This window comes from Ruegeria sp. CI8, from assembly GCF_056536865.1.
In genome coordinates this window covers 1,673,835-1,687,258 of record NZ_JBQFQL010000001.1, presented here as the reverse complement: position 1 = coordinate 1,687,258, position 13,424 = coordinate 1,673,835, and the positions used below count along the sequence as shown (strand labels likewise).

Annotated in this window: 10 protein-coding genes; 9 read left to right on the top strand and 1 reads right to left on the bottom strand. The window is 62.0% G+C overall.

Translation table 11 applies throughout. From position 1 onward, the window contains the following. Positions 1-11: 11 nt before the first annotated feature. The 5 genes from metZ to ACR0DA_RS08275 all read left to right on the top strand — a co-directional run bounded on the left by metZ (position 12) and on the right by ACR0DA_RS08275 (position 6,453). Positions 12-1,202, top strand: a complete 1,191-nt coding sequence (metZ, locus tag ACR0DA_RS08295; RefSeq protein ID WP_170599402.1) for an O-succinylhomoserine sulfhydrylase — start codon at positions 12-14, stop codon at positions 1,200-1,202. A gap of 192 nt (positions 1,203-1,394) precedes the next feature. Then, positions 1,395-2,498 carry a GTP cyclohydrolase FolE2 gene (folE2, locus tag ACR0DA_RS08290; protein WP_170437978.1) on the top strand — a complete coding sequence of 368 codons (1,104 nt, stop codon included), beginning with the start codon at positions 1,395-1,397 and terminating at the stop codon, positions 2,496-2,498. 277 nt (positions 2,499-2,775) lie between these two features. Continuing rightward, a complete protein-coding gene (locus ACR0DA_RS08285; RefSeq protein ID WP_480753574.1) occupies positions 2,776-3,372 on the top strand; it encodes a hypothetical protein in 597 nt (198 codons plus the stop codon). 52 nt (positions 3,373-3,424) lie between these two features. Next, positions 3,425-4,873 carry a TrkH family potassium uptake protein gene (locus ACR0DA_RS08280; RefSeq protein ID WP_480753572.1) on the top strand — a complete coding sequence of 483 codons (1,449 nt, stop codon included), beginning with the start codon at positions 3,425-3,427 and terminating at the stop codon, positions 4,871-4,873. Further along, positions 4,873-6,453, top strand: a complete 1,581-nt coding sequence (locus ACR0DA_RS08275; protein WP_480753571.1) for a thiamine pyrophosphate-binding protein — start codon at positions 4,873-4,875, stop codon at positions 6,451-6,453. Before ACR0DA_RS08280 ends, ACR0DA_RS08275 begins: the two co-directional genes overlap by 1 nt. A 54-nt stretch (positions 6,454-6,507) precedes the next feature. On the opposite strand, the gene ACR0DA_RS08270 is transcribed toward ACR0DA_RS08275, so the two are convergent. Beyond that, on the bottom strand, positions 6,508-8,253 hold the full coding sequence (locus tag ACR0DA_RS08270; protein ID WP_480753570.1) for a serine protease: 1,746 nt from the start codon (positions 8,251-8,253) through the stop codon (positions 6,508-6,510). 206 nt (positions 8,254-8,459) lie between these two features. Between ACR0DA_RS08270 and ACR0DA_RS08265 the strand changes: the two genes are divergently transcribed. Genes ACR0DA_RS08265 through glyS form a run of 4 tightly spaced genes read left to right on the top strand, consistent with a single transcriptional unit; the run spans position 8,460 to position 13,395 of the window. Next, positions 8,460-9,389, top strand: coding sequence for a glycine--tRNA ligase subunit alpha (locus tag ACR0DA_RS08265; RefSeq protein WP_093962505.1), 930 nt, complete (start codon positions 8,460-8,462; stop codon positions 9,387-9,389). A 31-nt stretch (positions 9,390-9,420) separates the two neighbouring features. Next, the gene (locus ACR0DA_RS08260; protein WP_170370725.1) at positions 9,421-9,945 is read left to right on the top strand and encodes a DUF6446 family protein; all 525 of its coding nucleotides are present in this window, start codon (positions 9,421-9,423) and stop codon (positions 9,943-9,945) included. 9 nt (positions 9,946-9,954) lie between these two features. Next, positions 9,955-11,166, top strand: a complete 1,212-nt coding sequence (gene gltS / locus ACR0DA_RS08255) for a sodium/glutamate symporter (RefSeq protein ID WP_170370724.1) — start codon at positions 9,955-9,957, stop codon at positions 11,164-11,166. Between the two features lie 9 nt (positions 11,167-11,175). Further along, positions 11,176-13,395, top strand: coding sequence for a glycine--tRNA ligase subunit beta (gene glyS / locus ACR0DA_RS08250; protein WP_480753569.1), 2,220 nt, complete (start codon positions 11,176-11,178; stop codon positions 13,393-13,395). Positions 13,396-13,424 lie beyond the last annotated feature (29 nt).

Below are 13,424 nucleotides of genomic sequence, written 5' to 3'. Positions count from 1 at the left end.
AAGGTAAAGACATGAGCGAAAGCTGGAACAAACGCACCCAAGCCGTCCACGGCGGTATCCGTCGCAGCCAGTACAACGAAGTCAGCGAGGCGATTTTCCTGACGCAGGGGTTTGTCTACGACACCGCCGAGCAGGCCGAAGCTCGGTTCATCGAGACTGGCCCGGACGAGTTCATCTATGCCCGTTATGGCAACCCGACGGTTGCGATGTTCGAACAGCGCATCGCTGCGCTTGAGGGGGCCGAGGATGGTTTTGCGACGGCGTCCGGTATGGCGGCCGTGAACGGGGCGCTGACCTCGATGCTGAAGGCGGGCGATCACGTGGTTTCGGCCAAGGCCCTGTTCGGGTCGTGCCTGTACATTCTGGAGAATATCCTGACCCGCTATGGTGTCGAGGTGACCTTTGTCGACGGTACGGACATGGACCAATGGAAGGCCGCGATCCGGCCCGACACCAAGGCCGTGTTCTTCGAATCCATGTCGAACCCCACGCTCGAAGTCATCGACATTCGCGCGGTGGCAGAACTGGCCCATGCGGTGGGGGCCACCGTGATCGTCGACAACGTGTTCTCGACCCCGGTGTTCTCGCAAGCGATCGCGCAGGGCGCGGATGTGGTGGTTTACTCGGCCACCAAGCATATCGACGGGCAGGGACGCGCGCTGGGCGGCGTGATCCTGGGCACCAAGGAATTCATTCGCGGAACGGTCGAGCCTTACCTCAAACACACGGGCGGTGCACTCAGCCCGTTCAGCGCCTGGATCATGCTCAAGGGGCTGGAAACGTTGGCCCTGCGGGTCAATGCCCAGGCCGAGACGGCGCAGAAACTGGCCGAGGCGCTGGAAGGCCATGAGGCGCTGGAGCGGATCATGTATCCGGGCCTGACATCTCATGCCCAGAACGCTCTGGTGCAGAGCCAGCTGGGGGGCAAGGGCGGTACGGTCCTGTCGCTGGACATCAAGGGGGGCAAGGACGCGGCCTTCCGGTTCCTGAACGCGCTGACGATCCCGGTGATTTCGAACAACCTGGGCGACGCCAAGTCGATCGCAACCCATCCCGCAACGACCACGCACCAGCGGTTGAGCGATGCGCAGAAAGACGAATTGGGGATCACGCCCGGTTTGATCCGCTTTTCTGTCGGGCTCGAGGATGCCGATGATCTGCTGGAAGATATCCGGCAAGCATTGTCGGCTGCTGCGGTGTGACGGCGGACACGCGCCGTTGAACACATCGGCAACCGCGCAATGTCGCCCGGGTAAAAGGGCGCAATCCGTTCGGAAATGGCGGTTTTGCGATGGTTTTTTCGATCCGGGCTGCTATCTCAACCGTATTGGGTTACACTGCGGTTTCCGCCGCAGTCAGAGATGACCTGACGACACACCGAGGATACGCAGCCGATGAACATTCATTCGCGCGACATTGACGAAAAACCTGATCGGGACGAGGCCGCTGAGGCTCTCAAGGTCCTGCGGAAATGGGCAAAGGGCGCCAGCGAGGCCGAGATCAGCCAGCTTGATCCAGCCGTGGCGCGCTTGGTGCCCGGGTTGATGCCGGACAACTACCCTTCGATGTCACGTGAATACCCCGAAGACTTCAAAGTCGACGAAGCCTACAAATCCGCGTTGCCCGATCTCCAGAACGGCCCGTCCAGCCTGATCCGCGGTGCGAAACAGCAGATCCAGCATGTGGGCATCTCGAATTTCCGCCTGCCGATCCGGTTTCACAGCAAGAACGGTCCGGACCTAACGCTGGAAACCTCGGTCACGGGCACCGTCAGCCTCGAGGCCGAGAAAAAGGGCATCAACATGTCCCGGATCATGCGGTCCTTCTACAAGCATGCCGAGCGTACGTTCAGTTTCGAGGTGATGGAATCCGCCCTGAGCGATTATCTGACCGACCTCGACAGTTTCGATGCAAGGCTTCAGATGCGCTTCTCCTATCCCGATCGGGTCAAAAGCCTGCGTTCGGGGCTTGAGGGATATCAGTATTACGACATCGCGCTTGAACTGGTCGAACAGGGCGGGGTGCGGCAGAAGATCATGCATCTCGACTATGTCTATTCTTCGACCTGCCCATGCTCGCTGGAACTCAGCGAACACGCCCGGTCGGTGCGCGGACAGCTTGCGACGCCGCATTCGCAGCGTTCCGTGGCTCGCATTTCGGTCGTGGTCGATTGTGACGCCGATTGCCTGTGGTTCGAGGATCTGATCGCCCTGTGCCGCCGTGCCGTCCCCACCGAAACCCAGGTGATGGTCAAGCGCGAGGACGAACAGGCCTTTGCTGAGCTGAACGCCGCCAACCCCATCTTTGTCGAAGACGCCGCGCGTCTGTTCTGTGCCGAGCTTCTGGCCGATCACCACGTGGGTGACTTCCGCGTCATTGCCAGCCATCAGGAAAGTCTGCACAGCCACGATGCGGTGTCGATTCTGACCGAGGGGCCGACTTTTGCATCCACCAGCCTGGACCCGCGCTTGTTCACGACGCTGTTCCACGTCGGCTGACCCGAAAAGCGCCGAGAAAACCGGCGTATATTGGGCGGTAGGCGCCTTTTTGCCGCAATGCAGCGAAAAATGCTGCATGCGCGCGATTATTTGCATACATTGAAGATGAATGCAGCTGTGGCGCGCCATGTCAGTTGTGGCGCACCACCCCGAAAGGAAGCCGGGACGTGTCACGCCTTGGACTGCAATACACCTTCGTCCGTCCGCGCGATCGGAACGGCAAGGGCTTTTCTACCTCGGAAATCGGGCTGCTTCATTGGTACAGGAGAGACTTGGAATGAATCCCATTGCCCAACAGCTTGAGCTGCAGGCCGCCGCCGTTCGTCTGGCCGGCTATGCCGTGACCAGCCAGATGAAAATGATGCAGGCATTTGCCCAAACCGTGTTCCCGATGCCGGTTGCGTCGGTCACCGAACCAACAAGGCCGGCCAAGAAACCGGTGGCGCGAACCACGGCCAAACCCGCAGCGAAGAAGGCGAAACCTGTGGTCCGGGCCAAGGCCAAAACGGTCGCAAAGTCGGCTCCGAAGCCGAAGGCACCCGCAAAAGCCGCACCGAAACCGGTCGCGAAGGCTACAGCCAAGCCCAAAACGCCGCCTGCACCGGCCAAAAAACCGTCGCAACCCGTCGCGACGGCCACCCCCACACAGCGCGTTGCTCCGGTCGCATCGGAAAAACCGGCACCGGCGGTGACGCCCAAGGTCAAGCCCAGCGCGGCAAAACCCGCGGCTTCAATCGCTGGAGCCAAGGCCAAAAAGCCCGTAGCGGCTGCAACAACCAAACCCGCCGAGGCACCGAAACCGGCCACACGCCGCACGCGTGCGCCGTCCAAGCCACCGGCCATGCCGCCCGTGGCTGAAAAAATGGACGACTGATCACAGATCATCTGCTTGACAGTTTCGGGCCGGCGCGCCAACGCTGCCCGTCATGATGGATCTTCGCCCGGTCGGATATGTGATTGGCTTGCTGGTCGCCATACTTGGGGCGACCATGCTGTTGCCTATGCTTGCGGACATCATCGAGGGTCGGGGCGAGTGGAACGTTTTCTTTGAAAGCGGCGTCATCACGATCCTGACTGGCGTGGTTCTGGCCATGAGCTGCTCAAACGGTGTGGGCGAGGGGCTGACCATCCGTCAGACCTTTTTGCTGACCACCGGCGTCTGGGTCGCGCTGCCGCTGTTCGGGGCAATCCCCTTCGTGTTCGGTGAGACCGAGCTGCGATTTGTCGATGCCTATTTCGAAGCCATGTCCGGGTTGACCACCACCGGTTCGACCGTAATTTCCGGGTTGGATGATCTGCCGCGTGGCCTGCTTTTGTGGCGCGGTTTGCTGCAGTGGCTGGGCGGGATCGGTATCATTGTCGTGGCCATGGTCTTCCTGCCCGAGCTCAAGGTCGGCGGTATGCAGATCTTCCGCTCGGAAGGGTTTGAAACCATGGGAAAAATCCTTCCTCGCGCGCAAGAGATCGCGGGCCAGATTTCGCTGATCTATGTTTTCCTGACCGTAGCCTGCGCACTGGTTTATGCCGGTTTGGGCATGAACTTTTTCGACGCGGTTGTTCATGCGTTCACAACCATGTCCACCGGCGGGTTCTCGAACTATGACGCGTCGTTCGGTACGTTCTCGGGGCCCGCGGAATATGCCGCGTCCGTATTCATGATCCTGGCTGCACTGCCGTTCGTGCGGTATGTACAATTCGTCAACGGCCGGACAAGCTCGATCCTGGAAGACAGCCAGATCAGGGCCTTTCTGGCCACGATTGCCGTTCTGGTGGTGATCATGGCGGTCTTTCTGACATCGGTCTTTCCGCACCACTGGGAACAGGCGGTGCGCGAGTCGCTGTTCAACATCACCTCGATCATTTCCGGCACCGGATACGCCAGTGTCGATTACATGGCCTGGGGCAGTTTTCCGATCATGATGTTCTTCATGATCGGTCTGATCGGTGGTTGCGCCGGTTCGACGGCCTGTTCCATCAAGATCTTCCGCTATCAGTTGCTGATTGCGTCCATCAAGGCTCAGATCAGCCGGATTCGGTCCCCGCACGGGGTGTTCGTGCCCAAATACGATGGCCGCGCCATCAGCCGCGATGTCCTGACATCGGTCATGAGCTTTTTCATGTTCTTCGCGCTGTCGCTGGGGGCGCTGTCCTGGGCGCTGGCGCTGACTGGTCTGGATTTCATCACAGCGGTATCCGGTGCAGCGACGGCGCTTGCCAATGTCGGCCCCGGCTTGGGTGATCAGATCGGTCCGGCCGGGAATTTCGCCGGGCTGAACGACACGGCCAAGTGGTTGCTGACCTTCGGAATGCTGACCGGCCGGCTGGAGCTGATGGCCGTGTATGTCCTGTTCACCATTCGGTTCTGGAGAGGCTGATGAAAAGACCATTGGGCGCCCAAATCTCGCACATGCTCAAGGATCGGGGGGTCGAAGTGATTTTCGGCATTCCCGGTGTGCACAATCAGGAAATGTACCGTGGAATCGAAGAAGCGGGCATTACTCATGTGCTGGCGCGGCATGAGCAGGGCGCGGGCTTCATGGCTGACGGCTATGCAAGGGCGACGGGCAAGCCCGGCGTGGCCTACGTGATCACCGGTCCTGGCCTGTGCAACGTCATGACGCCGATGGGGCAGGGCTATACCGACTCGGTTCCGATGCTGGTTCTGTCGTCCTGTCTGAGCGAAACGCAGGCTCAGCGCGGCCAGTTGCACCAGATGAAAGACCAGCGCGCGGCCGCTGAATGCGTGACCGACTGGTCCTGCCAGGCAAACGACGCACAATCGGCCTATGGCCTGATCGAACGCGCCTTTGAGGAGTTCGCGCTGAAACGCCCGCGTCCCAAGCATATCCAGGTCCCGATCGCGCAGTTGGAGGCCGAGGCCGACCCCGCTCCTTTTCCGAACCAGGACGCGGTGCGGGTCAAGGCTCTGGCGCCGGACATTGCGCCGGTTCTGTCGCTGCTGAACATCGCACGGCGGCCGCTGTTCATACTGGGTGGTGGGTCGAGGTCTAACCTGTGGCGCCAGATTCTGTCTCAGCTCGGTGCGGCCTGTTTCACCTCTTATGCGGGGCGTGGGTTGGTCGGCACCGGCTATGCCCTTGATTTCGGCGCGAGCTTGCCGCGACCCGGCAGTGCCGAGGTGATTGGGTCGGCCGATCTGGTCATCGCGGTCGGTGCCGAATTGGGTGAGGTCGACCTTTGGCGCGACCGGTTGGGCCACAAGGCGACCTTGGTGCGGGTTGACCTCGACCCCGAGGTGCTGGCCGACCGGCACCGGGCGTCGGTCAAGCTGCAGGCCGACGGCGAAAGTTTTGCCCATGCACTGTGGTCCGCGACCCAAGACTGCAAACCGGCCACCGGCTGGTCGCCGGAAGAGGTGGCCGAAGCCCGAGCACGCTGGCGCGCCGAGGTCGACGCGGAAAGACCGGGTATCGTGCCGGTTGCCGACGCCTTGCGTGCAGCGATGCCCGCCGACACCATGATCTATTCCGACATGACCCAGTTCGCCTATGTCGCGAAAGAGGTCTGGGACATGGCGCGCCCATACCACTGGCACCACCCGACCGGGTTCGGCACCCTGGGCTATGCACTGCCGGCCGGGATCGGCGGCGCGGTTGCGCGGCGCGGAAAGCCAACTGCCGTGATCGCGGGTGACTACGGGTTCCACTATACGATGCAGGAACTGGGTGCGGCGGTCGAGCTGGGGTTGTCGCTGCCCATCATCCTTTGGGACAACGGTAAGCTGAAAGAGATCGAGGACAGCATGGTCGGCAGCCAGATTGCTCCGAATGCGGTCGTCGCGCGCAACCCTGATTTCTGCAAGCTGGCCGAGGCTTTCGGTGCGCGGTCAGCCGCTCCGAACTCGCTGCCGGAAATGCAGGCTGCCGTTCGTGCGGCCCTTGACGCGCCCGTGCCGACCCTTGTGCACGTCACGCCCGATATCTTGAAGGGATAAAAAAGGCGCCGCAATGTCCTGCGGCGCCTTCAAATTCTGTTCGTGACTATGCGGTCAGCCCCAGCAGTTCACCAGCACGGTCATGCCAGTTGCGCGGCGGTTCAACTCGTCGGGCGAAACCTGGCCGGTTTCCTGCGCGGTCTGGGCCGTTGCCCCGGCCTTTGACAGGATCTCGTGAAGGCGATCGGCCGCGGCAGCCAGGCTGACATCGCGGGGCAGGGTGCGCCCCTCGGTCCGCGCAGGCAGCAGCATTCCGACCACGTTGCCGTGATCATCGAATACCGGGCCGCCGGCGTCTCCGGGTTGTGCGGTCAGGCTCAGGCGGGTCACACCGGCCTCTCCGTTCAGCCCGCGGATATCGGCGATCTTGCCGTAGGTCAGCGTCGGAGCCCCCAAAGCGCCCTCATATGAGTATCCCGCGACGGCCACTTCGGATTGCAGGCGAAGCTGGGCTTCATTCAAGGCCGCAACGGCCATCGGTGCCAGCGTCTTGTTGGGGCGCAGGACCGCCACGCCCAGTTCGGGATCGCTCCACGCGGTTTGCAGTTCCTGACCGTCCTCAAGGGTGACGCGGGTGCAGTTCTGCACCGCCTCGGCCACGGTCAGGACCAGACCGTTGGGATCGGCAAAAAAGCCCGACCGCGACAACCGTGGTTTTCTGAGTTGCAGACCGGACATCAAGTCGATGCTTTGCTCGGCATTGGCGCCAGCCGCAGCATCAAGAACACCATCGGTGGTTTCAAAGCTGGCAGTCATTGCGGCCAGAACCCGGGCGCGGCGTGCGTCATCGCCTTCAGGCCAGACAAGGGTGAAGCCTTTGATCTTGCCGTCGCTCAGATTGGCCTGTGTATAGGATACGATCCCGTTGCCACGGCCTTCGATGGTAAACCTGTCGCCACGCAGCTCACGCGGGCCGTTCAGCGGCACGATCTCGAGCGATTGCATCGCCTCGAACAGCGCGCGCAAAGTGGTTTTGCTGCCCTCCTGGCTGATCAAAACGACCCGTGCGTCCAGATCACCGCTGGAATTGAAATGCGCGAACGGCGCCTCGTATCGGTCGAAGGCAACTACCCCAAGCGGCAGGTCGACGGAAATCCCGGCGCGATCATCGACGTGACGCGCCATGCCGACGCTGATCAGCGGGGCATTGTAGTCATCCATCAAAGCCTTGCGCTGTGCCGTCGTCAGGACACCGGTCGGTTCAAAGCCGTTGAACCGCTGCCATTCCGCCATCGACCGGCGTGTACCTTGGCCGAATGCCCCGTCAATGGTCGAACTGTAGAACCCGGCAGCCTGCAATGCGGTTTGCAGGTCTTTTCGTTCCTGTCCGCTCAGCAGCCGCTCGGACTGCAGGGCCTGTGATCTCGTCTCGTCCGAAGGTTGCGGTGTCAGACCGGCCTGAGGCTGCTCTGGCTGCGGCTCGGGCTGAACGGGCGCTGTGATTGCGCCGCGGTTCAGGACATTGGCGCCGATTGGCCAGAACTGCTGCCCCAGGGCGCCTGAAAATGTGATGAAACTGTCTGAGGGGATCTGCCGTTCGGCCCGGTAGACGCGCAGCACCTGCTCGGCGTCGGCCCGCAGGTAGGGGCCGATCACTATGGCGTACCAGCCGCTGTTCAGGCGGAACCCGTTCACGTCAGGCAGGGCATTGGCATAGACTTGCGCCCGGTCCTGTGCCTCGCGCAGCGATGGCTGCGCTTCGACCTGAACCCAGACGCCTGCGTCGGCCCCCTGTTGAGCATACGCAGCGCGCAGGCCGACTGTAATCATTAAAAGAATTGCAACGAATATGCGTGTCATTTTCTGCCCGTTTTATGCAGTGTTTTGGCTTTGCCTCAACTTACGCGATTCAGGGGTGAAAACGCTATGCCCACGATACGGGGAATTTCTGGTGTGGCGGCACAGTGACAGCAGGCGGGCATTGGCCCGTTGACGCCCCTTGGCCCCTTGCATAGGAAGGGCAAAACCGACCGGAACCGGGCAAATCCGCGCCCAAAGGGAATGTCATGACCGAACCGTCCAGCGCACCACGTTCATTTCAGGAAATCATCCTGCGGCTTCAGAACTACTGGGCCTCGAAGGGCTGTGCCATCCTGCAGCCATACGACATGGAGGTCGGTGCCGGTACGTTCCACCCTGCAACCACCCTGCGGGCTTTGGGGTCCAAACCCTGGGCTGCGGCCTACGTTCAACCGTCGCGCCGTCCGACCGATGGGCGCTATGGCGAGAACCCCAACCGCTTGCAGCATTACTATCAGTACCAGGTGCTGATCAAACCCAGCCCTCCGGACCTGCAAGAGCTGTATCTGGGGAGCCTTCAGGCCATCGGCATCGACATGGACCTGCACGACATCCGTTTCGTCGAGGATGACTGGGAAAGCCCGACCTTGGGCGCATGGGGCCTGGGCTGGGAGGTCTGGTGCGACGGCATGGAAGTCAGCCAGTTTACCTATTTCCAGCAGGTCGGCGGCCATGACTGCGCGCCGGTCTCGGGCGAGTTGACATATGGTCTGGAACGGCTGGCGATGTATGTTCTGGGCATCGACCACGTAATGGACATGCCCTTCAACGACCCGCAATCGCCCAGCCCGCTGACATATGGCGACATCTTCAAGCAAACCGAAGAGGAATACGCCCGTTGGAACTTTGATGTGGCCAACACCGAGGTTTTGCTGCGCCACTTCGAAGAGGCCGAGGAAGAATGCGCCGCGATCCTGAGCCAGGAAAACGTTGACCCCAAAACAGGCAAGCGGATCATCATGGCGCATCCTGCTTATGACCAGTGCATCAAGGCCAGCCATATCTTCAACCTCCTGGACGCGCGCGGCGTGATTTCGGTGACCGAGCGGCAGGCCTATATCGGGCGGGTGCGCGCGCTGGCCAAGCAATGCGCCGATGCTTTCGTGCAGACCGAGGCCGCGGGTTTCGAGGCCTGATGGCTCGTCGCACCCCACAGGAGGATCGCGCATGACCGGGAAAATGCTGGCAATTCTGTTGGTCGCTTGCGCCGTCATTGCTGGCGTCAGCATGTATTACCTGCAGGTCTACGGCTACTACTACGAGGTCGAACCCTCACCCGGTCAGGATGTTGTTCTGACCGAAACCGCGACCGGCCAACCGGTGCCAATTGCCTACAGCGCGTTTCAGGCGATCGACGCCGACAGCTCTCCGATCCGGTATCGGGCTTGTTTCCAGACAGATCTGAAGCCGGAACAACTGGCCGTCCGCTACATGAGCGCCGAAGAGGCCGAGCCGCTGACGGCCCCGGGTTGGTTCGACTGCTATGATGCGGCTACTCTGGCCGAGGCGTTGGCGAACGGATCCGCCCGCGCGTTCGTAGGGGTCAAGAACATCCACTACGGCGTTGATCGGATCGTAGCTGTAACGCAGGACGGTTCGGGCTTTGCCTGGCATGCCCTGAACAACTGCGGCGAAAAGGCCTATGACGGAACGGTTGTCGGTGAAGAGTGCCCGCCCCAACCGGAAAACTGAGTGGGTGGGATGGGGTTCATCGTTGAAATCCCCGGATTTCTGACGGCAACGCTGGGCTTTGCCGTCTACCTGATGGGCGCCGAGATCAACGCCCGCGCCGAGGTCCTGCGGCGGTTCAACATTCCCGAACCCGTGACCGGAGGTCTGTTGGCCTCGCTGGTGGTTCTGACGCTGTATCTGCTGTTCGGGATGGAACTGGAGTTCGACCTGACCGCGCGGGATTTCCTGCTGGTGCTGTTCTTTGCCGGGATCGGCCTGAACGCCCGGCTGTCCGATCTGATCGCGGGCGGAAAGCCTCTGGTGCTGCTGCTGATCCTGACGCTGCTGACGATCGTGGCGCAGAACCTGATCGGCGCGGCGGGGGCGGCGGCCTTCGGCTATCCGGCGCAGTCCGGCGTTCTGTTCGGCTCGGCCGCCCTGATCGGCGGCCACGGCACCGCCATCGCCTGGGCGCCCGAGGTCGCGCAGGTCACCGGGCTTGAGGGCGCGACCGAGCTGGGGGTGGCCGTGGCGACCCTGGGCCTGGTCCTGGCCGCTCTGGTCGGTGGCCCCATCGCGCGTCTGTTGATCGAAGGACGCGACCTGTCGCCAAACCGCCCGGACGAGGAACATACAATCGGCGTGCCCGACGAGCCGTCAGACGCGGCCGCGAAGATCGACCACCTGACGGTGATGCGGGTGCTGCTGTACCTGAACATGGCCATTATCGCAGGCTATGCTCTGTCCGAGGTGATCCTGGCCGCGGGTTTGAAACTGCCGCTGTTCGTGCCCTGCCTGATCATGGGTATCGTGATCGGCAACCTGCGCCCGCTGCTGGCCCCGCGCGCCGCGCCGGTGTCGCGCACGCCGTCGCTGGCGCTGATCTCGGAATTCGCGCTGGGCGCCTTTCTGGCCATGTCGCTGATGAGCCTGCAGCTGTGGACCATCGCCGATCTGGGCCTGTCGATCGTGGTGATCATGACGGCGCAGACATTGTTTGCGGTGGCTTTCGTGATCTGGGTTCTGTTCCCGGTCATGGGCGCCAACTACCGCGCGGCCGTGCTGGCGGCGGGGTTCGGCGGCTTCGCGCTGGGCGCGACACCGACCGCAATTGCCAATATGACCGCCGTAACCAAGCGATACGGGCCTTCGCCTATTGCCTTTATCGTGCTCCCCCTTGTATCCGCATTCTTCGTGGATATCGCCAATGCCATCGTCATCCAGACGATCGTCAATTTCTAAGGATCGAAAATGCCCGACCTGCTGATCGAACTGTTTTCCGAGGAAATCCCCGCGCGCATGCAGACCCGCGCCGGCGAGGATCTGAAAAAACGGATCACCGACGGTCTGGTCGAGGCCGGTCTGACCTATGCCCATGCCCACGCCCTGACCACGCCGCGCCGCCTGACGCTGGCGGTCGAGGGGCTACTGGCCGAAAGCCCCACCATCCGCGAGGAGCGCAAGGGCCCCAAGGTCGGCGCGCCGGACAAGGCGATCGAGGGCTTCCTGCGTGGCGCGGGGATTAGCCGCGACCAGCTCGAGGAACGGGACACGCCCAAAGGTGCGGTCTATTTCGCCACGATCGAGAAACCGGGCCGCCCGGCGGCCGAGATCGTGGCCGAGGTTCTGGCCGACACGATCCGCAACTTCCCCTGGCCGAAATCCATGCGCTGGGGCAGTGGGGCCCTGCGCTGGGTGCGCCCTCTGCATTCGATCCTGTGCATCCTTAGCGATGAAGCCGGCGCGCAGGTCGTGCCGATGGAGGTCGACGGGATCACCGCCGGCGACACCACCGAGGGCCACCGCTTCATGGCGCCGGGCCGGTTTGCCGTGACCGGGTTCGAGGACTACGCCGCCAAGCTGAAACGCGCCTTTGTCGTGCTGCCGCCCGAGGAACGGGCCGAGCACATCTGGAACGACGCACAGAACCTGGCCTTTGCTGCCGGTCTGGAGCTGGTCGAGGACAAGGGCCTGCTGGCCGAGGTGGCCGGGCTGGTCGAATGGCCGGTTGTGCTGATGGGGCAGATCGACGATGAATTCCTCGACCTGCCGCCCGAGGTGCTGCAAACCTCGATGAAAGAGCACCAAAAATTCTTCTCGGTCCGCAACCCCAAGACGGGGCGGATTGAACGGTTCATCACCGTGGCCAACCGCGAGACCACCGACAATGGCGCGACCATCCTGGCTGGAAACCAGAAGGTGCTGTCGGCGCGTCTGGCCGATGCGAAATTCTTCTGGGAGAACGACCTGCGGGTTGCCAAGGCAGACATCACGCAATGGACCCGTGCACTTGAAAACGTGACCTTCCACAACAAGCTGGGCACCCAGGCGCAGCGGATCGACCGCATTGCCGCGCTGGCCCGCGAACTGGCCACGGTCACGGGCGCCGACCCGGACCAGGCCGAGAAGGCCGCGCGGCTGGCCAAGGCCGATCTGAGTTCGGAGATGGTCTATGAATTCCCCGAACTTCAGGGGCTTATGGGGCGGTATTACATTGAGGCGGCTGGAGAAGACGCCGCCGTGGCCGCCGTGGCGCAGGAGCACTACTCGCCGCTGGGCCCGTCGGATGACGTGCCAACCGCGCCGCTCTCGGTGACCGTGGCGCTTGCCGACAAGCTGGACACGCTGACCGGGTTCTGGGCGATTGATGAAAAGCCCACCGGCTCAAAAGACCCGTTTGCTTTGCGTCGCGCTGCTTTGGGTATCTCTCGATTGGTTCTCGAAAACGATCTGCGGCTGTCGTTGGATCGCTTCTTTGACAGCCAACTTATTCGAGCAGAAAGCGTAATCAATGAGGCGTTGCCGGAAGCTAACGTTCTTGATCTGTTGGAAGAAATTGCAGAGCGAGGTGTCTTTGGTGCTGCATTCCAAGCGGTCAAGGACAAAATCGGAGGATTGCCTGCCACGGCCTTTCTTGAACTTGAAAAAAAGGTCCCAGACGCATCTGACGATCTCCTCTCCTTTTTCCACGACCGCCTCAAAGTCTTCCTCCGCGACGAGGGCATTCGCCACGACGTGATCGACGCCTGCATCGCGATGGACGGCAATGACGACCTCAACCTGCTGGTCAAACGCGCCCGCGCGTTGAATGCGGTGATCGCGACCGAAGATGGCGAAAACCTGGTGCAGGGCTTCAAGCGCGCCAACAACATCCTGACCCAGGCCGAGGAGAAGGACGGGGTCGAATACTCTTTCGGTGCCGACCTGAAATTCGCCGAGACCGACAGCGAAAAGGCCCTGTTCGCCGCGCTGGATCAGGCACAGGCCAAGATTGCACCGGCACTCAAGGCCGAGGATTTCCCGGCGGCGATGGCGGCCATGGCCGCGCTGCGCGGGCCGATCGACGCGTTCTTCGAGGACGTCCAGGTCAATTCCGACAATGCCGTGCTGCGCCGCAACCGCCTGAATCTGCTGAGCCAGATCCGCCAGATCTGCTCCAGCGTCGCGGACCTGACCAAGACCGAAGGCTGACCCAAAGGGCGCGCTCTGGCGCGCCCACA